The organism is Brevibacterium sp. FME37, assembly GCF_014897485.1.
GTDB lineage: Bacteria > Actinomycetota > Actinomycetes > Actinomycetales > Brevibacteriaceae > Brevibacterium.
Window position 1 is genome coordinate 113,629 of record NZ_JABUYE010000002.1, and the last position, 22,350, is coordinate 135,978.

Below are 22,350 nucleotides of genomic sequence, written 5' to 3' on the forward strand. Positions count from 1 at the left end.
GCCGTGCCAGACGGTAGATTGGGGAGGGTGAATACCAAGGCGCTCAAGTTGGCAGCTGTCGCGGCAACGATGCTCGACGACTTTTCCCCGACGGAATGGGTCCCCCTACCGTCGTTGGGACTGGGAATCAGAGTTCTGCTCGACGATGGTCAGCAGCAGTTGGTGGCGACAGCACAGACAAGCCTCGATCGGTCAGCAGACACCGGTTCGGCTGCCGAAGCAGCTCGAATCTACGACATGATGTATCCGCATGCCGGATTCGTCTGGCCTCATCTGCGCGCCATCACCGAGGTTGAGCCTGCATACTTCGACACGTCTGCACCGATCACTGTGACCCTGATCGACCCCCTGCCTGGTGCCCCTGTGGGTGATCAGGCCATTGCAGACGTCGCTCGAGCTAGTTCCTTGGCACAGGCTCTGGCCACCGTACATTCGGCAGCACCAGAATCGATTTCCGAGGCGGGTTTCCCCGTCGAGGACCCCTCACGGTTCCAGTTTCAGATCCTCGAGAGGCTCGACCAGGCCGCGGCCACAGGTCGGGTGCCAGCTGATCTGCTCCAGCATTGGGAAGAGGAGTTTGAGAAGGTCTCTCTCTGGCGCTTCCTCGCCACCCCCATCCACGGTGCGATCGACGAAACCAGTGTCTACACCGATCAGGAACGCGTACTCGCGCTGTCGGGAATCGAGCGTATGCGGGTCTCAGACCCTGCCATCGATTTGGCTGCAGCCTCGGCGCTGATCGATCCTGCTGCTGTTCCGTCCTTCTTCAGCGAGTACAGAAACTCCCGACCACGGGCCGACGAACATGTCATCACCCGTGCCGAGCTGTTGGCCGAATTCGCCGTTCTCGACTGGTTGCTCGAAGCAGTAGATTCCGGCGATGAGGAGGCAATTCAGGACGCAGGTGAACTTCTGTCCTCGTTCAACGATGTCCTGTTCGCCAAAGACGATGCCCAGCCTGCTGCCACTCCCCCGGAACCAGCAGCCGCAGACACGGTCCACGACCCAGTTCACACGGAGGCTGTGCCGCCCGAAGAGCCCGAGTCGGAGACTGAAGACATCATCGACAAGGATGCCGCATCGGACGACGGTGAACCGACCGGGGGAATTCCTCGCCCCTCAAACTGAGCTGTTCCTGCCTCACGTGCTGTCGTTGGCCTCCAACCACGCAATGATGTCGGCTTCCTCCGGCAGCTGGGTGAACCTCACGATGTCGTCGCTGCCGACGAAGTAGAAGGTCCCCGTCACCTCGGTGATCTCGGGATGGACCCGCTGAATGGCGAACCGGTAGAGAGCCAGTTGCCATTTCATGACCTCCAGAGTCTGCTCGTCCGGCTGTTTGGACGTCTTCCAATCAACGACCTCAGCGTGATCGCCTGTGATGAAGACCGCGTCGATCTTGCCAGGGACTCTGAACCGGCCGAGGACGAGTTCGAATGACATCTCGATGTGATCGGCATGCCTGCTCGCGAATTCGGAGCCGATGAATGTCTGCTGCAGACGTTCGATCGTCGCTTTGTCGATGGCCTGGACCTGTTGTTCGTCGTCGATGTCGATGCTCGCCTGTCCGAAATGCTGCTCGACCCAGGAGTGGAAGGTGGTTCCGATCTCTGCGGCTCGGCTCGGGGGATTCGGGATCGGGCGCAATGTCTGAGTGATGAATTGTTGGGGGTCTCTGCGCCACGAGACGAGTGCTGTCGCCGAGAGTCGATCCGGCACGCTTCCGGTGGTGCCTGCGCCTTGGCGACTGCTGATCCGCAGCGCCTGTCGCGCATATCGGCCCACCAAGCCCGGCTTCTGCCCCAACTCATCCAGGCCGGCCGGGGCAGCGGAGCTGACCCAGTCTGCCGCTCGCCTGGCTGTGGACACGCGGTCAGTCCGGGGCACGGGCCAGATGCTTGTTTCGATACGGTCCTCAGCAGATTCCTCGGCGGGTTCCGGCATGTCGACATTGCACTCCAGTACCTCGATCGCCTCGGTCAGGAACGGGGACGGTTCGTCTGGGTTGGCTCTGGCGCCCATCAGCTCCGCACCCAACCACAGGTAGTGCTTGGCGCGGGTGAATGCCACGTAGGCAAGGCGTCGTTCCTCTTCCTCGTGCGCATCCGCGATGGCTGGTTTGATGAATTCGCTGACCCATTCATCGAGTGCCTTCTTCGTGTCGAAGTCGGCGGTGCGAAGATCATAGTCGACCAGATGAGCGCGGTCGCCTCGCAGTGGGTACGGAAGTGCTGTTCTGTCCATCCACCCTTCTTTGTCTCGCGGTTCCGTCGGGAAGTCCTTGACTACCAACGACGGCACAGCGACTGCGTCGAACTCGAGTCCCTTCGAGGCGTGGACCGTCATGATGTCGATCGCGTCGGAGGCTGAATTCGGCTCGGCCACGCTCAGCGCATCCTTCGCCTCCATCAGGGTCAGCCATTCGAGGAAGCCCGGCACGGACGGCTGATCGTCGGTTGCCGAGTACTGGCTTGCAGCGGACAGGAAGGAGTCGATCGCAGAGCGGTGGAGGTTGCGCAGAGAGTCACTCAGTCCCCAGATGTCGGAGTCGACGCCGGTTTCAGTCATCGCGGTACGAATGATGGTCGCGATGGTCCCCGAACCGGAACGGACATGGCGCAGAGCCCGTGCCAACCTCACCAGGCGGTCGAGTGCGGTCGTGCTCAGACCGGAATTGCGGAAGTTGTTCACCATTGACCGTGCGTCGGCGTTGCGTGCCGACCCGTCGAGCGTGTCAGAGAGGTCGATGAGTTCGTCAAGGCCTTCGACGATGGTCGGCTGGTCGATGGATTCGGGCACGACTCCAGCACCGTCAGGACTCTCGCCTATGAACTCGGCCAGTCGCGAATCGTTCTGCTTCCGGGTGAATGTCTGCAGAGCGGCGATGTCTGTGGCACCGAGTCCCAGCAGACGTCCGCTGATCAGCCGCATCAGACTGTCACCGGCCATCGGGTCGACGGCGGCCGTGAGCACTGCCCGCAGGTCGGCGACGAAGGGGTCGCTCAGGAGACCCGATGAGCCGTGGACGTGAACGGCGTAGCCGGCAGCTTCCAATGCCGCGGCAACCGGTGCGAAATGGGCGCGTTTGCGGCACAGAACCGCGATGGATGACCCTGCGGGAACGGTGGCGACCCACTGTGTCAGTGACCTGAGTCCGACAGTGAGGAAATCCGGATCGTGTGCTCCCGAACTGATGTCGATGGCCACGCCACCGTCTCCTGCTCCTGCGCGAGCCGACAACGGCGTTTCTCTGCTCCCGGCCAATCCCTCAGCTGTCCGGTTGGCGACTTGGAGAATCGTGTGGTCGTTGCGCCAGCTGGTGCTCAGAGTCAGTGCTTCCACATTGTCGAAGTCTGCTGAGAAGCGGATCATGTTGTCGGCGCTGGCACCGCGCCAACCGTAGATGGCTTGCCTGGGATCGCCCACGGCGGTCACAGCGGTGGATTGGAACAAGTCGTGCAGCAGGTTCAGCTGTGCGACCGAAGTGTCTTGGAATTCGTCAAGGAGAACGATCGACCACCGCTGCTGTTCGGCGCTGCGGGCCGCCGGCACTTCGTCGAGGATGCGCTGAGCGAACCGCACCTGGTCCGAGAAATCCATGGCCAGGTTGCGACGTTTGGCCATCATGTATGCGTCGGCCAATTTCGCTGTCTTGATCTTCGCCTCGAGTTTGGCCCGACGACCGTTGGGATCCACGGGCTTGCCCTTGCTCGAGACGAGTGCCTGCAGACACTGGTCGAGATAGTCCGTGACTTCGTCGAGGTCGCGACCATGGTCATTCATCGCCGCTGCCAGCGAGATGATGTCAGCGATCATCGTCTCTCGTGCGAAGTCCCCGGGGATCTCGTCTGTTGAGGTGGAGTCGACGATCGAACCGGCGATCGTATGGGCGGCGGCATCATCGAGCAGCACCGTCTCTGGTTCGATGCCGATGCTGATTCCGTGCTCGCTGACTATTGAAGCCGCATAGGAGTTGTAGGTCGACACTGTGGGGTTGTCGAGACCAGGCAGGCTCATCTCCGCCCCCAGCCCGAGGTTATGGCGCAGCCGGGCCAGGAGCACTCTGATCCGACCGCCCAGTTCGCCCACGGCCTTCCGAGTGAAGGTCAGCCCCAGGATCTCTTCGGGGGCCACGAAGCCATTGGCCACGAGCCATACGACGCGTTGGGAGATCACAGTCGTCTTGCCTGAACCTGCGCCGGCAGTGACCTTCATCGATTGCTGCGGGTCGGCTTCGATGATGATTCGCTGCTCTTCGCTCGGTGGGAATGCCTGCCCGGGATCGGCGGCGGTCAGGCGGGCCAGTTGTTCTGCAGTGAAGCGCATCAGGACTCTTCCAACGTCTGTGGCCCGATTGCCGGGCAGGAGGTGCGGACAGGACAGCTCAGACACTTCTGAGGTTCGACTCGGGCCGGGAATTCGGCAGCTCGCATACGATCGGAGACATCGTTGATGAGGTCTCGGGCCCACCCCGGGTCTTCGTCGATCTCGAGCGCGGACTGCTCTCTCGTCGTCTGTTTGGAATGGCGCAGGAACACGAGTTCCGCTCCATACGCTTTAGCGTCGATGACCTGGTCGTCACCGATGGTGATGGTTCCGGAGTTGATCGCCTCCTGGTAGACACCAAGCTGAGCGTGGCGGGGCATCTCCTGACCCTTGACGACGTTCTTTCCGGTTTTGAAGTCGACGATTCGGATGCCCTCGGGCATCTGTTCGAGTCGGTCGAGGCGCCCGGTGACCTTCCATTCCTGGCCCTTGTCATCCACCCCGGTGGCGTACACCTGAGCTTCGACTCCGATGGGTTCACCGGGTGCGGTCTTGATGTATTCACCGAGGCGGTCGGCCATCTTCATCGCCACAGAGTGTTCGCGATCCCGCTCCCACTCCGCGTCGAATTCGAGGGTCGCGAATTCATGGTCGACGTATTCCCGGATGTCCGAGGCAGGCCCCCGTGGGAAGTTCTCCGCCGCGGCATGGATGATTGTCCCCAGATTCTGGGCCATCGACCCTGGCCTATCGCCTCCGTTGCGTGTGAGGAACCAGCGCAGTGAGCAGTCGGTGAAGGACTCGACCTGCGATGGTGAGACTCGCACTGTGTCCTCGGAGGTGAAGAGAGGCTCTGAGGAGGTGATGTCTTCGGTCTCACGCCATTGTTCGGGTGGTTCGACCGTAGAGCTGGTGGCCGTCAGCGCCGCCAGCAGCTGCGCCCAGTCCTCCACCTCTTCATCGGGTGCTTCTTCCTGTCCCGGGGCTGCAGCGGCACTCAGCAGGCGTGCCCGAGTGTGCGCAGCCATCTCTGCCAGCGACAGGGGAAGGAGCTCGTCTTCGTGAGTGATCGCGTAGCTGTCGGCATCCTCCGTGCCCTTCTCTGTTCGTGCGGCCATGACGTCGAAGAACGGTGATGGGCTGCTCTCTGCATCAGAGATTGCGGTGACGATGATGTGTGCTTCGGCCCGAGTCAGCGCCGTGTAGAAAAGTTCGCCCTCTTCGCGCAGGTTCTTCCGTTTGGCATGGGAGTGGTAGCCCGGGTCACCGGTCGCGGTATCACCGGTTGCCAGCACGGCGCTGAGATCGTCGAGCCCGAGGATGCCGCCACGAATCTTCGGGTTGGGCCATACCCCTTCGTTCACCTCGGCGATGATGACCAGCGGCACTCGCAGATGTGCCAGAGACGACGGGGTGCCCACCTGCACGTGATCATCCGTGCCGGCCCGCGCAGCCAAGGAGTCCTGCGCGATGTCCTGTTCGGCCACGATCCCAGCGAACGAGCGTGCTGTGAATCCTCCACGGTCGGAGATCTTCTCCGCTAAGGTGAACAACCGCAGCACCGAGTCCAGGTGGGAATTGGCCACTGACTCCGGGTCTCGAAGCGCCTCCGACTGCCACCTCTCGGCCACACCCGACGCTGACCAGATCATCCACAGTGCCTGATGCGGGTCGACCGATCGCACCTCAGCTGCTGCTCGCAGCATCCGAGCGATCGTGGCCAGCCCGGTTGGAGATGAGTCGTCGACCTCGCTGCGCAGTGCGTGAGCCAGAGACGTCGAACTGTTCGGTGCCGGAAAATTCTTCCTCACCACACGTTTGAATCGTCTGATCTGAACTGGGTCGAGGCGAACATAGACGCTTCCGGCCAAGGCCAGAGCCTGTGCCGCAATCGATTCGTCGTCAGCGAAGTCTGGTGTGTGCGAAAGCAGCTCGAGCAGCGGTGCGGTGGCGGGATCGATGCTGAGAGGCTGCATGATGTTCGCGGTCGCAACGCCTGAGGCACTCAATTCGTTCGCCACGACTCGGGCAGTCGAGGTGTTTCGACACAGCACGGCCACATCTGACCACGCATGGCCGGCGTCGACGAACTCCGTCACTCGCCTCGCCAGGTACCGATAGCTCGAGGCTGCTCCCTCGAACACATGCGTCTCCACGCTCGCAGGCACATCATTCACGGACGAAGTGTCCGCGCCATCGGGTGTGTCGACATCGGCGTCGAGGGACACGTCACCGGGTGCCGAGCTGTCGTCTGTGGTCTCAGGATCCCCCGTGGGCCGCGGCATATGGCGCAGACCCCACCGTGTGGTGATGCGGCGACCGAAGTCATCGCTGACGTCGATGATGTCGGGCCCCGTGCCCTGCACGTCGGAGAGGACCACGGTCGTGAAGTCCCCATCGGCAACGCTGCGATCGATGATCGAGGCGTCGGCCCCGTGAAAGCGTCCGGTCACGGTTTCTGGACTGCCGAACAGCGCCAGAGCACTCCCGCGCTCACGCAGCTGCTCTAGCAGACCCCAGCTCGCAGCGGGGAAATCTTGGACTCCATCGGCTAAGACAACGGTGGGAACCACATCGGGAGCGAAGGTCCAGGCTCGGCCCGCGGTCACCTCGGCGGGTTCGCGCAGGACTTCGAACGCCGCTCGCGCCAGGACGGTCGCAGAGTCTGTGCCTCCGTAGCCGGGCATGCTCATGATGTCGAGGTACTCGTCGAGCACCTGGGCCACAGCCTCCCACCGCGGATCGTGGTGTCTTTCAAGCACACGATCAAGGACGCTGCGACCGAAGTCGAACACGAATTCCGGAGCCTGACCGGGCACACCGTCGACCGCCGGGGCCGGAACCCGAACACCGAAATCGAATTCCATGATTCTGTTGAGGAAGTCACGGACCTCTGTCCGAAATGCCGAAGTCGATCTCACCTCCGCGGTGATCTCGGACGGCCAGGCGGGGCCTCGAACATAGCCGTGCTCATGCCCGGCGAGAAGATCAGCGAGGAACACGTCCTGGTCCGCTCCCGAGATGAACTCCAGGTCTTCCCCGGTCTGCGTCGTGTGAGCCGCCCGGGCAATCCCGTAAGCAAACGATGAGATGCTTCGAGCAGGAGCCGCTGCCAACACTGCATCTGCTGGCACTGCGAGTCGGTTGCGCAGCACGTCGGCATGATCACGGTTGGGCGTGAGAACCAGCACCGATGCGGGACTCACCGCCGACATCAGATGCGCGTAGACGGTTTCGAGCATCGTCGTCTTGCCCGTTCCGGGACGTCCCACGACCGTTACCGACTCCCCCGCGAGCAGCTTCGCGCCGATTCCCTCAGTCACTTCATCCATACTCGTATTCCATCATGAGCCACGGACATGGGGGCGATGTGGCCGAGGTCGAGCGCGTTGCCGGGACCCGGACTAGGTTTTCGCGTAGCATGATGGGATGTCGAGTCCGCAACAAAGATTGCCCCGTGAACAGCGCCGTGACCAGTTGGTGGGGGTGGCACGTTCTGTCTTCGCAACCCGCGGATACCGGACCACCTCAATGGACACGATCGCCGAGGCGGCTGGCGTCTCAAAGCCTGTCCTCTACCAGCACTTCGCATCGAAGCAAGACCTCTACCTGGCGCTCATCGACGATTCCGCCGCGCACCTCGACACGGCCCTCGATGTCGCGATCGGATCGACCGATGATCCCCATGAGAAGGTCCGTGCCACATATCGTTCCTACTTCGAATTCGTCGTCTCCCACCGCGAAGAATTCGTCATCCTCTTCAACTCAGATGTCTACGAACCCGAGGCACAGCAGCGAATCCGCAACCTGCGTGAACGCACCGCCTCCCGTGTCATGTCTGCACTGAAGAGCTACACCGATCTTGATGACATCCAGGCTCGAATGCTGTGCCGGACGCTCATCGGCACCGCCGAGGTCGTCGTCAAACAGCTTGAGACGACGCCGGAGATCGACGTCGACACCGCCGTCAGCCTGCTCACACAGATGAGCTGGGGCGGACTCCAGTCCTTCACTACGAAGTGACTGGGAACTCTGACCTGATGAGGGAAGAAAACACGTCTCCGCTGACGTTATGCTGAACACGAATCACACCACGACCTGTACAAGGAGCACAATGGAAATCAAGATCGGCGTCAAGCAGTCACCACGCGAAATCGTCATGGATTCCGACGAGACACCGAAGGATCTGGCCGCACGCTTGGAAGAATCCGTCAAGGCCGATTCGCTGCTGTCCTTCACAGACCAGAAGGGCCGCCAGGTCTTCGTCCCGGCATCGGCTTTGGCCTATGTGGAGATCGGCACGGAAACTGCCCGTCGCGTCGGCTTCGGAGCCTGAACGACTGCCTGCGCAGAGCATCGTGCACGGCTGAACACCGCGTCTCGGTGAATTCCCCGTGAATAGGCTGGGGGCCCGGTTTCTCACCGGGCCCCCAGCCTATTCACGTACCGGAATCGCGGAGCCTCAGGCGACGAGTCCCAGAGCCGACATCCGCTTCGAATGATTGGCCGTCACCGCAGGAATCGATGCCACCACCGATTCCTCGTCGATGCCGAGAAACGGGTCGGTGAGAAGGTTGCGTGCACGCCCCAGGGTCTCGGCCACAAGCTTGCGTCCCCACAGCGCCAGACGCGAGGCCAGCTGGGTGTCGGCAGCCACGTCTGCAGTCAGACGATTGCGCACATATTCGGTCGCACGTGTATCATCGAGAATTGTAATTGCCAGGCTGTATCCGGGCTCGCTGAGCTCATTCACGGCCGTGCGGTAGAAGTCATTCATGATTCCGTCGAAGACGAATCCCTTCATGAGACTTTCGTGCCAGTCACGAGGACGAGTCCGTTCAGCCAGCACGGAGAAGGTCGGCTCGAAATGCTGACAGAGCTCGACCGCATCCTGGCCCAATCGACTGATGTGCTGCGAGAGCTCTTCGAAGTTCGCAAAGGACAGAGAGGCCAGCCGCGCCAAAGTGACTTTATCGTCCATGTGCACAGCGGTGGTTGCGTTGGTGGCCATTCGTTCGAAAGCGGTCAGCTCGCCGAACGCCAGAAGCGCGAGCGTAGCAGCATTATTACCGGCCAATGGGGCAGAATCGGGCATAACTCAAGAGTACCGGTTCACGACCATGACGAGCGCGAAGGCGCTAAAAGGAGTTTTGAAACATGGCGGAGACAGAACCAGATTTCGCTGAACTTGGAGTTGCTGGACCGATCGTGGCCGCGCTGGCTGCCAAGGGCATCACCCACCCCTTCCCGATCCAGGCGATGACACTGCCGGTGGCACTGTCCGGAGCCGACATCATCGGACAGGCGAAGACCGGAACCGGCAAGACGCTGGGCTTCGGCATTCCTCTGCTCCAGCGTGTCATGGGCAAGAATGAAGACGGGTCTGCCCCGGTCGATCCCGAGAACACGCCCGAGATGGTGTCCGACTCGAGTGAGACACGCCTCCCCCAGGCTCTCGTCGTCGTCCCCACACGTGAGCTCGCGAAGCAGGTCGCTGCCGACCTCGTCACCGCATCCACTCAGCGTGACATCGACATCATGACCATCTACGGCGGCATGGACTTCGACCCGCAGATCAAGAAGCTCAAATCGGGTGTCGATGTCGTCGTCGGCACTCCCGGCCGCCTCCTCGACCTCTACGGGCGCAAGGTCCTTAGGTTGCACAAGGTCCGCACGGTCGTCCTCGACGAGGCTGACGAGATGCTCGACCTCGGGTTCCTGCCCGACGTTGAGAAGATCATCAACGCTGTGCCCGCACACCGCCAGACGATGCTCTTCTCCGCCACCATGCCCGGCGCGGTCATCACCTTGGCCCGCCGCTACATGAGCCGCCCGACACATATTCGCGCCCACGACAACGAAGACCTGTCACTGCTGGGCAAGAACACAGAACAGTTCGTCTACCGCGCCCACTCCATGGACAAGAGCGAACTCGTCGCCCGCATGCTGCAGGCCGAGGGACGCGGACGCACCATCATCTTCACCCGCACCAAGCGCACCGCAGACAAGCTCGCCGCCGAACTCGGCGACCGTGGCTTCCAGGTCAAGCCCCTGCACGGCGACCTCGGCCAGGCCCAGCGTGAGAAGGCACTGAAGTCCTTCCGCGACGGTCAGGTCGACGTCCTCGTGGCCACCGATGTTGCGGCCCGCGGAATCGACATCGACGATGTCACCCACGTCGTGAACTACCAGTGCCCTGACGATGAGAAGACCTACGTCCACCGCATCGGCCGCACCGGTCGTGCCGGCAACAAGGGCATCGCCGTGACCCTGGTCGACTGGGACGACATGCCTCGCTGGCGTCTGATCAACAAGGCTCTCGGAATCGACCATGACGAACCGGCCGAGACCTACTCGACCTCACCGCACTTCTTCACGGACCTCTCCATTCCGAAGGGAACGAAGGGGCGCCTGCGCAGGCAGCAGACCGAAGGCTCCGACGACCACACAGGTCCCAAGAAATCTGAATCGCGGCGAGGCGGTTCCTCGAACCGCAGCGGTTCTTCCGCAGGCGACGAAGCACCGAAGAAGCCACGCCGCAGCCGTGAACGTCGACGCACCCGCGGCGGCAAGCCTGTGGGACGCACGTCAAGCGCCCCCAGCGAAGGCCAGAACTCCGCGGAATAGAGACTTCGTCTAAGCACGTCACAGCCGAACGAGCGGCCCCGACCACACCGGCCGGGGCCGCTCGTTCATATTGCGTTCAATTCGTGCCCAGACAATGGCTGAGCCTATGTCGTCTAGCATGAACGCGAGTGAGTTTTGTTCGGTTCACACCCACCGGATGCGGAGTCCTTCGAAGCACCACCACCGGATGGCATCCGCCCCCAGACACGGCCTCAGGAATTCCCCCTCGCTTCCCAAGGCCACCGCCACGACGTCGATGTCATGCGGGTCCTGGCCGGACTGACTGTGATGGTCGGACATTCCGGTGGTTTCCTCATCGGACGCGGTGAGGCCGAAGAGAGCAGTCACGCCTGGCTGTTGGGCCACCTCGCCGAGGCGGTCAATCCGTGGGCGGTGCCGATGTTCTTCATGATCGCCGGCTGGGCGACCCTGGTGGGTGCACCCCCGCGGTCAGGCGCGAAGGTTTGGGATCGCATCATCCGTCATTTCGTGCCGCTGTTCGCGTGGTCGATCATCTTCATCCTCGGCTTCAATCTCTTCGACACTGACAGTGTCGATGTGCGACACGACCTGGTCAGAACCTTCCTCGAAGCCGACCGTCCTGCCTTCCACCTCTGGTATCTCTACGCTTATATCCCACTCATCCTCGTCTTCGGAACTCTCGTGCTGTTCTGGCGCGGGCAGCGGCCGTGGAAGCTCGCAGCCCTGGCCGTCGTCTTGGCCGGCTCGAGCGTCTGGGCGCCGTTCGTGCTTGAGCAGCTCGGTTCCAGTCAGGACGCCTGGAGGTGGGGTTTTGCGACCTACCAGGTGGTGTACTTCTGCATGGGTGCATTCTTCATCCACTATGCAAAGGATCTGCGACCACCCAGGTGGACCCTCGTGCTCGCTTTCGGAGTCTGCGCAGCTGGGGTCTTCTTTTGGGAATCGGACTATTCGTACCCGATTGCCAATGCCAACCCGCTCATCGTGGGACTGGCGGTCAGCGTCATCCTCATCATCTCCCGCATCGAACTGGGAGAGCGCACGAAACGGTTCTTCACGAAACTGGCTGGTGCCTCATTCGGTGCTTTCCTCGTCCATGTCTTCTTCCTCGAGCTCTTCTTCGAGCGCCTCTTCGTCGTCGATGCCTCGCCCCTGCTGCTGGTTGTGCAGTATGTGGGCTATCTCGGCCTGACCGCGGTCTTGTCCTACGCACTCAGCTTGGCGTGGGGAAAGCTGCGCCTGCGCAGAATCCTCGGGTGAGGTCGGTGCTCAGCCCTGAATGAAGTCGACTCCCCCAGGACGGGAGTTCGCACGATCGAGGAGCTTTGCGAACATGTGGTCCGTCGTCACGTGCTCACCCAGCCGGTTGGGCTTTCCAGTGCCGTGATAATCACTCGACCCGGTGATGATGAGATCATGCTCGTTCGCGAGCCTGCGCATGATCTCGCGTTCGTTCGGCGGGTTGTCTCGATGATCGACCTCAAGACCGTCGAGACCGACGGCGATGAATTCGGCCATCGCCGTATCGGGGACGACCAGTCCGCGCATTGCGGCGCGCGGGTGGGCGAAGACGGAGACTCCCCCGGCCTCTCGAATCAGTGAGATGGCCGTGATGGGATCGATCGTCGGCAGACTGACATGGTATTTGCCGTGGCTGGACAGGATCGAGCCGAAGGCTTCGGTGCGCGACTCGACGATTCCGGCGGCGACCAGAGCGTCGGCGATATGAGGTCGACCGATCGTCGCATCTTCACCGGAGACTGCGAGAACCGCGTCCATGTCGATTGGGTAGTCCTCTGCGAGACGATCGATGATGAGGTGAGTGCGATCAATCCGGGCGCGTCGGGTCTCCTCGACCACCGCGGCCAAACCTGTGTCATAGGGGTCGTGGAGGTAGGACAGCAGGTGCACGCTGATTCCCTCGTGTCGACACGAGATCTCCATTCCCCGGACCAGACCCAGACCGTAGACCCTGGCGGCAGCTTCCGCTGGCGCCCACCCGGCGGTGGAATCATGGTCCGTGAGGCCGAGCACGTCGATGCCTTCCATCGACGCTTCGGACATAAGTTCGGACGGGGTTTGAGTCCCGTCCGAGAACGCAGTGTGCACATGGAGATCAATGACCATGCACCCAGTCTATCCGCTGTCACCGAGGAAGCTCATCCTCGTTCAGGCTCTGCCTGCAGGCAGAGCCTAGAATGGAAGCATGACAGCCCAGAATGAAGATAGCACCGACACGACCCAGGCCCTCGACGATCGCGTCAACAACCGCTCCCACCGCCCCAATTCGCAAGCATTCCGCGATTTCGTCGCCGAGGGGTGGGACCGCACGCCGCTAGACGCTCAGGCTCTTGCCGCAGCCGGGTTCACTCCCGAACGGCGGGCACAGGTCTCCGCGGCCTTCCCCGGTGAACGACTCGTCATCCCAGCCGGCGGTCACAAGGTGCGCTCAAACGACACCGACTACCGGTTCCGCGCCCACTCTGCATTCATCCACCTAACCGGACTCGAGGCCGACTCTGAGCCCGACGCCGTCCTCGTCTTCGAGCCCGAGGACGACACCCACAACGTGACCTTGTACTTCCGCCCCCGCGCAGGGTCGGACACCGTCGAGTTCTTTTCCGACTCCCGGTACGGCGAATACTGGGTCGGACCCCGCGCCGACCTCGAAGCGATGTCGACGATGACAGGTATCGCCACCGAGAGCTCGGCCACAGTCGACGACGCGATCACCAAAGACCTCGGCGCGATCTCCGTTCGACTGGTCCGCCAGGCCGATGCCCGCATCGACTCTGTCATCGACGTCGCCCGCACCCAGGTGCAGGCCGATCTCGAGATCTCCGAAGCCGGCGATGCCGAGCTGACACAGCTGCTGTCCGAGCTGCGACTGATCAAGGACGAGCATGAGGTGAAGGCTCTGCGTGAAGCCGTGGCCATCACCCGCTCCGGCTTCGACAACGTCGTCGCCGCACTGCCCGATGCACTCGCCCATCGACGCGGCGAACGCATCATCGAGACTGCATTCGAAACCGCTGCCCGCTCCGATGGCAACGGCATCGGCTACGACACGATCGCGGCCGCAGGCAATCACGCCTGCACCTTGCACTGGATCCGCAATGACGGTGCGGTGCAGGCCGGGGATCTCGTCCTCGTCGATGCCGGCGCAGAGGCGGATTCCCTCTACACCGCCGACATCACCCGCACTCTCCCGGTTTCCGGAACCTTCACCGAGGTCCAGGCGAAGATCTACGATGCCGTCCTCGACGCTTCGGATGCGGCCTTCGCTGTCGCCGCTGATCACGTCAACCGTGAGGTCAAGTTCCGCGAAATCCACGGAGCGGCGATGGAGGTCATCGCCGCTCGTCTCGAAGAATTCGGCATCCTGCCGGTCTCTGCGGCCCAGTCGCTGTCGCCGGAAGGCCAGCATCACCGCCGGTGGATGGTGCACGGAACCAGCCACCACCTGGGACTCGACGTCCACGACTGTGCGCAGGCTCGGGCCGAGATGTATCTCGATGCAGTGCTCGAACCCGGCATGGTCTTCACGATCGAGCCCGGGTTGTACTTCAAGACCGATGACCTGCTCCTGCCCGAAGAATTCCGCGGCAACGGTGTCCGCATCGAAGACGACGTGCTCGTCACCGCAGATGGGGTCGAGAACCTCTCGGCCGACTTCCCGCGCACCCGCGCCGAGGTAGAGGCTTGGGTCCAGGGACGATGAACGCAGGCCCGATACGGGGTCGGGGCATCCTGGAGATCCCGGGGATCGCTGTGGGCCACGCCGGTCAGTTCGCCCCGCATCGGCTGACCGGCGTCACCGCCGTACTGCCTCCCCCAGGAGCGCAGGTCGGCGTCGACGTCCGCGGCGGCGGGCCAGCCACCCATGAAACGGACGTCATCGCCCCCGGCACCCATTCCTACGGTGCCGATGCGATCGTCCTCACCGGGGGCTCGGCACTGGGACTGCAGTCTGTCAGCGGTGTCGTTGCCACCCTCGCCGAGGCGGGGCGTGGATTCCCCGCCCCAGGACTTGCGGACACGGTCATTCCCCTCGTCCCGGCGGCCGCGATCTTCGATCTCGGGCGCGGCGATGGGACGGCCCGTCCGCCCACACACGACGACGGCGTCGCTGCGGCTCATAGCGCTCTGCAGCCAACCCACGAAGGGGCAGAGCCAACCTCGGTCAGGGGCAGCCTCGGCGCCGGTCTTGGTGCTCGATCGGGAATGCAGACCATGCGCAGCTCATTGGGTTCGGTCTCGATCCGACTGCCCAGCGGGTACATTGTCGCCGCGCTTGTGGTGGCCAACCCGCTCGGGACGATCGGCACCCCCGATGGCACGCTGTGGGCGCACCCACTTCTGCGCTCCTATGGGTTAGATCTGCCCGGGATCGGGCACCTGCCCGCGGCCCCCGTATCCACGGCGGAGGCCACCTCGGCGAAGAACACGACCATCGCCATCGTCGCCACGAACGCCACCTTGGATCCGGCCCAGGTCACCCGCATGGCCTCAGGTGCTCACGCCGGCATCGCGCGGGCGGTCCACCCCTCGCACACGCTCTTCGATGGCGACACCGTCTTCTCCATCGCGACTGGTGAGGTCGACCTGCCTACAGACTTCGCGGCCTCGACACTCGACCAGGTCTCGATCACCGCCGCGGCAGCGGATGCCCTGAGCTTGGCCGTCATCGACGCTCACGTCGCTGCCGCACCGGTGGAGGACTCGTGGGACCAGCCACCGACACTCAGCGACATCGCCCCCGAGTTTGCGCAGGCTTTCGCCGCATTGGACTGAGCAGATCACGGCGGCGACTTGACCGACTGACTGGCTGCAGACTGAAACAGGGGCGGGCGCCGACATCGATGATGTTGGTGCCCGCCCCTGTCCTATGCGAATCAAGCTCAACCGATTCGCACAAAGGAATCTCTCAGTTCGCGGCCTGTCGCGCCTCGTCCGAGCCGAGCCCCTTGCGATCGTCTTCGTCGACCTTGGTCTCCTGCTGTGTGTCGAATCCGTCTTCCGGCAGCAGCTTCTTCGAGGTCTGCTCCGCAGCGGCCTCGTCCTCGACGACAGTGAAGCGGATGGTCTCCGTGGACTCACGACCGTAGCGGTCCGTGCCGGTGACTTCGACGGTGTGCGTGCCCAGGTCGAGGTCGGAGGGGATCTCTGTGCGCCACAGGTGCGAACTGGTCTGACCGACGCTGCCCGAGGTGCGCAGGTTCTGCGATGTCGTGTACGGGTCGGAGTATTCCCAGCCCTTGGCCAGCGACTCGCCCTTGCCGGGCTGAGTGTGCTCGGCGACGGTGTTCGCCTTGCCGTCGAAGCTCATCTCGACTCGGGCATCCGAGGTCCCTGCGAGGAAGCTTGAGGTCAGCCAGGTGTCGCCCTGTTTGAGGTCCTCGCGGGTGACGACGCGCTCGGAGATGGCCTCAGGCTCTTCGCCTGCCTTGTCCGCGTCCTGCCAGTCCTGAGCCTTCTGTGCCCAGTCGCGCCATTTGGGTGAGTTCACACCCAACAGCAGCTGATGATCATCGGATTCGTTGCGGACCGTGTAGCGCTCGCTGCGGTCGGAGCCGTCGAATTCGAGGGAGAGAATGCCGGGTTCTGACCCATCGCGAGTGAAGGCGTAGGGAAGCCCGTCTGCGTTGAGTCCGCCGGAGTACCAGTCACCGGAGACGGCACCGGCGACGATCTGGGTGTTCGGCAGGGTGTCGATGCCCGCGTCGGCCCATTCCTTGCGCTGTTCGCCGGCGACGAGGTTCTCCTGCGTGTGCGTGTGACCGCCGATCGTCACCGCATTCGGGTAGTCGGCGATGACATCGTAGAGGTCGGGTGCGTCATCGACGATGACCTGCTGGTGGTCGACGATCGGTGCGTGTGTGGCGATGACGACGTGGTCGTTCTTCGCCACGTTCTTCAGATCGTTCTCCAGCCATTCCAGCTGCTCTTCACCGATCTTCTCCTTGTACTTCTTCGTCGAAGCGTTGCCCGAGTACTCGATGCTGTCGAGGACGACGAAGTGCGTCTCGCCGACGTCATAGGAGAAGTAGCCGGGACCGAACTGGTCACGGAAGGTGTCGAGCGCGTGAGCATCGTCGGGCGAATCGTAGTCCTGGTCATGATTGCCCGGTGCGGCACGGACAGGTCCGTTCATCTGCGAGTAGACGTCGCGGAGCTCGTCATTGAGGCTGAGGTCGTCGCCCACATTGTCTCCCAGCAGGAGGACGCCGCAGCCCTTGTAGTCGTCACGATCGGCAAGGTCGCCGACTGCGCCGTCACGCGCGTAGCCCATCTCGGTCTTGTCATAGGCCTGCGTGTCGGAGGCGATCGCGCAGTTCTGCTTCGCCGAGGCGGTCGCCGCGGACTCGATCATCGGGAAGTTCACGGCCTTCGGAGTCTCGCCCGTGGGTTTGATTCCGCCGTATTTGAGGCCTGGTGAGCCCTTGGGCAGATGGTTGTAGCTGAACTGCGCGAAATTATCCGAGTCGACAGGAACCTGCCAACCGGAGGGCTGGGTGATGGAGACCGTCATATTGTCGCGCACGGGCAGCTCGTAGGTGCCTTCTCCGTCGGTCTGGACGACGTCGACGCCGTTGGTCACTGCGACATCGGCGATGCCGGTCTCGTCGCCGTCGAGCTTCGAGTTCTCGTTGACATCGTCGAACACCTGCCCCTGCAATGCCTCGGGGTCATCGGCCTGGCCCCGGTCGACCTGCACGTGGCCTTCATAGAGTTCAGCCGGTGTTTCGGCGGCCGCTGCGGAGCTGGCGCACACCAGCGGCGCCGTCAGGGCGAGAGCGGCACAGGCGCTGAGCCCCGTCATCGCACTCGGACGAAGTCGTCTCTCGAACATTTAGTTCTCCTTGTTTTCGGTAGTGAGAAGAGCTGCCGAGAAAAGACCTTAGGGAAGCTGAGAGAATCCTGAATGGCGCAGGCACGACCGTGTGATGAACGGGAGATGATGCGTCCGTGGAACCTGCTCACGGCCAGTGGCCCAGACGCGTTTCGCACACACTGCTGCGATGACCCCGTAGGCTTAAGACCATGAGTGGTCCACCGAAAAGAGTCTTCGTCGCGCGCCTCATCGCCGTCCCCGTCTTCGACCCTCTCGGGGATCAGGTCGGACGCGTTCGAGACGCCGTCATCGTCTACCGGGCCACCATGCGCCAGTTTCCCCGCGTCATCGGTCTCGTCGTCGAAGTTCCGGGTCGGCGACGCGTCTTCGTGCCGATGGGTCGGGTGACGTCGATCGATTCCGGTCAGGTCATCACCACCGGGCTGGTGAATATGCGCCGCTTCGAACAGCGCCGTTCGGAGACCTTGGTCGTCAACGACCTCCTCGACCGTCGACTGCGATTGCGTGAGGACAACTCGCCAATCCAGATCGAAGACGTCGGCATCGAACAGCAGGTGAACAAGGACTGGGAGGTGACGCGGCTCTTCGTACGCAGAGTCCAAGAGCGCAGCGCCTTCTCCGCATTCCGCAGACGCGGTGAGACGATGCAGATCGACTGGACGGACACCGAGCACCCTACCGATTACAACGTCGATCAGGAGGCCACACAGCTCATTGCGGCCTACCAGGATACGAAGCCTGCCGACCTCGCCGACGTGCTGTTTGAGATGAAACCCGAACGTCGGCTTCAGGTCGCACGAGCCCTCGATGACGAACGTTTGGCCGACGTCATCGAGGAGCTGCCGGATGAGACGCAGGTTGAACTTCTGTCCGCCCTCGACACCCAGCGTGCGGTGACCGTCCTTGAGGAGATGGAACCCGATGACGCTGCCGACCTCCTCGGCGAGCTCAGCGATGAGCAGGCCGAACGGTTCCTCGCCCTGATGGAGCCCGACGAAGCCGAGGATGTGCGCACCCTGCTGTCCTATGACGATGACACCGCCGGTGGCCTGATGACCACAGAGCCGGTCATCCTGACGCCGGAGACCACCGTCGCCGAGGCGCTGGCCCATGTCCGACGGGAGGACCTTCCCGCAGCACTGGCGGCGGCGGTCTTCGTCTGCCGTCAGCCCATCGAGACCCCGACGGGCAAGTATCTGGGCATCGTCCACATTCAGGAAATGCTGCGCCATCCTCCGCACGAAGCTGTCGGCATCATGCTCGACACCGAGGTCGAGGCGCTGCCGCCGGACTCGCCGCTGGGCGAGGTCACCAAACTGTTGGCGGCGTACAATCTGGTGTCGGTGCCGATCACCGACGACAACGATCACCTCATCGGTGTGGTCACCGTCGACGACGTCCTCGATGAGCTGCTTCCCGATGACTGGCGCACCGGTCGTGATGATCACAGGAGGGGATAACAGTGGCCGTTGACGATTTCGACGTTCCCCGTTCAAGCAAACGCCGACTCCCCAACATCGCAATGTCACCGGAGACATTCGGCCGTGGCGCCGAAGGCTTCGCCCGATTCATGGGCACTCCGGCCTTCCTCGTGGGAATGACCGTGTTCTGCGCCGTCTGGCTGGTTTGGAACACTCTCCTCCCCGAGGCCTGGCAGTTCGATCCCCGCTCATTGAACTTCACACTTCTGACGCTGATCCTGTCGCTGCAGGCCTCCTATGCCGCGCCGCTGATCCTGTTGGCGGAGAATCGCAGCACCGACCGTGACCGTGTCGAGTTCGAACATGACAGGCAGCGAGCCGAACGCAACCTCGCCGACACGGAATACCTCGCTCGTGAGGTCGCCGCCCTGCGCATCGCCATGCGTGAGGTCGCAACTCGCGACTTCATCCGCTCCGAACTCAAGGACCTCCTGAAGGAACTTGAGGAGGAGACGAAGGGACCTGTCAGCGACCCCGGGCGAAGTGACCGGTCCGATGGCGAGCAGGTAGGCTGAAGGCCCCGGGAATATTGATCGGGAAGAGAAAGGACGTGAGCACATGACTGGGCCATCCGAGGACTCCGTTCGCGAAGCCCTGACAGGGGTCATCGACCCGGAGATCCGCCGCAGCATCGTCGAACTCGACATGGTCGATTCCATCAGCATCGACGGCGGCAAGGTCACCGTCACCGTTCTTCTCACCATCTCCGGCTGTCCGCTCAAGGACACGATCACTAAGGACACCACAGCCGCGGTGTCCAAGGTCGAGGGTGTCACCGAGGTGTCCGTGATCTTAGGCACGATGACCCCCGAGCAGCGCACCGCGATGCGGGAGAAGCTCCAAGGTCCCGGCACGAGCCGTGAGATCCCGTTCAACCGGCCCGACTCCCTGACGAAGGTCTACGCCGTCGCCTCCGGCAAGGGCGGTGTGGGCAAATCCTCGATCACCGCGAATCTCGCTGTGTCCTTGGCCCAGAAGGGCCTGCGCGTGGGCGTCGTCGACGCCGACATCTACGGCTTCTCGATCCCTTCCATGCTCGGCCTGTCCGGGAAGCCGACCCGAGTCGATGACATGATCATCCCGCAGATCGCCCATGGTGTGAAGGTCATGAGCATCGGCATGTTCGTCCCGCCCAACCAGGCCGTCGTCTGGCGCGGGCCGATGCTTCACCGCGCCCTGCAGCAATTCCTCACCGATGTCTTCTGGGGCGACCTGGACGTGCTCCTCCTTGACCTGCCCCCGGGCACCGGTGACATCGCGATCTCCGTGGCCCAACTGCTTCCGGGCTCCGAGCTCCTCGTCGTCACAACGCCGCAGCAGGCTGCCGCGCAGGTCGCCGAACGGGCAGGGTCGATCTCCACACAGACCGATCAGCGACTGGCCGGGGTGATTGAGAACATGTCCTGGATGGAGATGCCCGATGGCACCCGGATGGATGTCTTCGGCTCCGGCGGCGGTGCTCAGGTGGCCGCGAATCTGTCCGAGACCATCGGCTCACAGGTTGAGCTGCTGGCTCAGGTGCCACTCGACACACAGGTCCGCGAGGGTTCAGACGATGGAACCCCCGTTGTGTTGGGACAGCCAGACTCACCCGCGGCGCGCGAATTCGCTTCGCTGGCCTCGACTCTGGCGCATCGCTCACGCGGCTTGTCGGGCAAGTCTCTCGGTCTCAGTCCCGTCTGATCATGGCGTGATCATCCATCGCACGCAGCTGCGACGCATCCTCGCGCTCCTCGCGACCTGCGCAGCGCTGACTCTCATTGCCGGATGTGTCGTCTCCGGTCCCACCCGCGACAACCCCACTCGCAGCGGGCAGCATCGCACCGACCCTGCAACAGGCAAGCACAACGCGGACACGGCAGAGGCGAATCTTCAGGTTCTGAGGCAGAACATCCGCAGCTATGCGATCGTCGATGCCAAGCGTGATCCGAAGACGAACATCCATCTCTTCGGTCTGCCCGGCGCCGACTCCCTGAGTTCGGCTACCGAGAAGACTCTTCTGCAGGCCATCAGGTCCGCAGGAGGCTTCCACACTCACCGGGCCTACTCCCCTGTGGCGACAGCACCGGCCCACCGCTGGGCCTCCACGTCATTCGTTCCGGGCACAGCCACCTCGGCGAAGGCCTCCGACAGCGGTCACAACCACAACGCGTCCACGGACGTGGAGGTCAGCAACCGTATTATCGCAGCCGGTGGGGACTTCCTCATCTCCTCGCTGACAACGCATTCCCCCACCGAGAAGACCTGGGCAGTGCTCACCGACCTGGTGCACGACACTACGGTGCATGTCCAGGACATGTTCACCTCGAAGATCGACCCCGCCGAGGTTGCTGCGGACGAATCCGGAAACCTGACCGTCGGCGGTAAAGTTCCCACCTCAACCGATCTGACTTCGCTGGGAATACGAGTCATCGATTCTCTCTATCTCCCGCTCACTCTGCCCGACGGCACCGACGAGCGTGATCCCGACTTCTCCTGCACGTTGCTGCCCTGTGCTGCACTGACCTATGACGACGGCCCGGGGAAGCCCGAAATCGAAGACAGGCTGCTCAGAGAAGCAGCCACGGCGAAGGTCCGGATCACCTATTTCCTCGTCGGCAAGAGGGTGGCCGCCGACCCTGCCACAGTGAAGAGGATCTCTGCTGCCGGGCATGAGGTCGCCAACCACACGTTCTCCCATCCACGACTCAACAAATCGAGCGACGCCAAGGTTAAGAAGGAAGTCAAGAGAACCGACAGGGCGATTGAAGCAGCAACGTCGAAGGCGCCAAAGTTGGTGCGTCCACCCTTCGGCGCGCTCGACAGATCGGCCGCGTCCGCTCTCGGCCGGCCGGCGATCATCTGGGACGTTGACACCGGTGATTGGCAGCACAAGGACGCAGAACGCACGGTTTCCGAGGTCGGAGCCGATGCCGGGCCGGGCTCGATCGTCCTCATGCACTCGATCCATCCGACGACGGTGGATGCCGCACCCGGTGTCTTCGCAACCGTGAGGGACAAAGGCCTCTATCCGGTCACCATCAGTCAGCTCTTCGCAGGGATCGGGTTCGAAAAGGGCGGTTCCTACTTCTGCCGCGGCTACGCAAACGAACTGTGCTCGAACCCCGAACACCCTGCGGTGCACAAAAACTGATTGGG

The 22,350-nt window shown here is 62.8% G+C and carries 16 protein-coding genes; 11 read left to right on the top strand and 5 right to left on the bottom strand.

Annotated features, from left to right (window positions below; all coding sequences use genetic code 11):
- Positions 1–27 precede the first annotated feature (27 nt).
- Complete coding sequence (locus INT29_RS02670; RefSeq protein ID WP_193070654.1) at positions 28–1,128, top strand: aminoglycoside phosphotransferase; 1,101 nt, start codon at positions 28–30, stop codon at positions 1,126–1,128.
- Positions 1,129–1,140: 12 nt separating this feature from the next.
- Here the strand turns inward: INT29_RS02670 and INT29_RS02675 are convergent, their stop codons facing one another.
- Together INT29_RS02675 and INT29_RS02680 are read right to left on the bottom strand one after the other, a co-directional pair.
- Entirely contained in the window at positions 1,141–4,326 is a 3,186-nt protein-coding gene (locus tag INT29_RS02675) for an ATP-dependent helicase (protein WP_193070655.1), read from the bottom strand.
- Positions 4,326–7,598: a UrvD/REP family ATP-dependent DNA helicase gene (locus INT29_RS02680; protein ID WP_193070656.1), complete on the bottom strand. Its 3,273-nt coding sequence runs from the start codon at positions 7,596–7,598 to the stop codon at positions 4,326–4,328. The genes INT29_RS02675 and INT29_RS02680 overlap by 1 nt, the downstream gene beginning before the upstream one ends.
- A 154-nt stretch (positions 7,599–7,752) precedes the next feature.
- Here INT29_RS02680 and INT29_RS02685 point away from each other — a divergent pair, with 154 nt between their 5' ends.
- Positions 7,753–8,289 (top strand): TetR/AcrR family transcriptional regulator, encoded by a 537-nt coding sequence (locus tag INT29_RS02685; RefSeq protein ID WP_257930166.1) that lies wholly within the window; start codon positions 7,753–7,755, stop codon positions 8,287–8,289.
- Positions 8,290–8,380: 91 nt separating this feature from the next.
- Positions 8,381–8,602 carry a DUF3107 domain-containing protein gene (locus INT29_RS02690; protein WP_096162875.1) on the top strand — a complete coding sequence of 74 codons (222 nt, stop codon included), beginning with the start codon at positions 8,381–8,383 and terminating at the stop codon, positions 8,600–8,602.
- A gap of 126 nt (positions 8,603–8,728) precedes the next feature.
- On the opposite strand, the gene INT29_RS02695 is transcribed toward INT29_RS02690, so the two are convergent.
- Positions 8,729–9,361 (bottom strand): ferritin-like fold-containing protein, encoded by a 633-nt coding sequence (locus tag INT29_RS02695; RefSeq protein WP_096162876.1) that lies wholly within the window; start codon positions 9,359–9,361, stop codon positions 8,729–8,731.
- Between the two features lie 62 nt (positions 9,362–9,423).
- Between INT29_RS02695 and INT29_RS02700 the strand changes: the two genes are divergently transcribed.
- Entirely contained in the window at positions 9,424–10,893 is a 1,470-nt protein-coding gene (locus INT29_RS02700) for a DEAD/DEAH box helicase (RefSeq protein ID WP_193070657.1), read from the top strand.
- A gap of 135 nt (positions 10,894–11,028) precedes the next feature.
- On the top strand, positions 11,029–12,135 hold the full coding sequence (locus tag INT29_RS02705) for an acyltransferase (protein WP_193070658.1): 1,107 nt from the start codon (positions 11,029–11,031) through the stop codon (positions 12,133–12,135).
- 9 nt (positions 12,136–12,144) lie between these two features.
- Here INT29_RS02705 and INT29_RS02710 read toward each other — a convergent pair whose 3' ends face one another.
- The gene (locus INT29_RS02710) at positions 12,145–13,002 is read right to left on the bottom strand and encodes a PHP domain-containing protein (RefSeq protein WP_096162879.1); all 858 of its coding nucleotides are present in this window, start codon (positions 13,000–13,002) and stop codon (positions 12,145–12,147) included.
- Positions 13,003–13,081: 79 nt separating this feature from the next.
- On the opposite strand from INT29_RS02710, the gene INT29_RS02715 reads away from it, so the two are divergent.
- On the top strand, positions 13,082–14,596 hold the full coding sequence (locus tag INT29_RS02715) for an aminopeptidase P family protein (RefSeq protein WP_096162880.1): 1,515 nt from the start codon (positions 13,082–13,084) through the stop codon (positions 14,594–14,596).
- Positions 14,593–15,669 (top strand): P1 family peptidase, encoded by a 1,077-nt coding sequence (locus tag INT29_RS02720; protein ID WP_193070659.1) that lies wholly within the window; start codon positions 14,593–14,595, stop codon positions 15,667–15,669. The genes INT29_RS02715 and INT29_RS02720 overlap by 4 nt, the downstream gene beginning before the upstream one ends.
- A gap of 133 nt (positions 15,670–15,802) precedes the next feature.
- Here INT29_RS02720 and INT29_RS02725 read toward each other — a convergent pair whose 3' ends face one another.
- Positions 15,803–17,728, bottom strand: a complete 1,926-nt coding sequence (locus INT29_RS02725; protein WP_193070660.1) for a calcineurin-like phosphoesterase family protein — start codon at positions 17,726–17,728, stop codon at positions 15,803–15,805.
- A 191-nt stretch (positions 17,729–17,919) separates the two neighbouring features.
- Here INT29_RS02725 and INT29_RS02730 point away from each other — a divergent pair, with 191 nt between their 5' ends.
- Genes INT29_RS02730 through INT29_RS20530 form a run of 4 tightly spaced genes read left to right on the top strand, consistent with a single transcriptional unit; the run spans position 17,920 to position 22,345 of the window.
- On the top strand, positions 17,920–19,191 hold the full coding sequence (locus INT29_RS02730) for a magnesium transporter MgtE N-terminal domain-containing protein (RefSeq protein WP_101572505.1): 1,272 nt from the start codon (positions 17,920–17,922) through the stop codon (positions 19,189–19,191).
- Between the two features lie 2 nt (positions 19,192–19,193).
- On the top strand, positions 19,194–19,727 hold the full coding sequence (locus INT29_RS02735) for a DUF1003 domain-containing protein (RefSeq protein ID WP_101572507.1): 534 nt from the start codon (positions 19,194–19,196) through the stop codon (positions 19,725–19,727).
- Positions 19,728–19,770: 43 nt separating this feature from the next.
- Positions 19,771–20,895, top strand: a complete 1,125-nt coding sequence (locus INT29_RS02740) for an Mrp/NBP35 family ATP-binding protein (RefSeq protein WP_135447185.1) — start codon at positions 19,771–19,773, stop codon at positions 20,893–20,895.
- Between the two features lie 7 nt (positions 20,896–20,902).
- On the top strand, positions 20,903–22,345 hold the full coding sequence (locus INT29_RS20530) for a polysaccharide deacetylase family protein (RefSeq protein WP_101572510.1): 1,443 nt from the start codon (positions 20,903–20,905) through the stop codon (positions 22,343–22,345).
- The last annotated feature ends 5 nt before the right edge of the window (positions 22,346–22,350 follow it).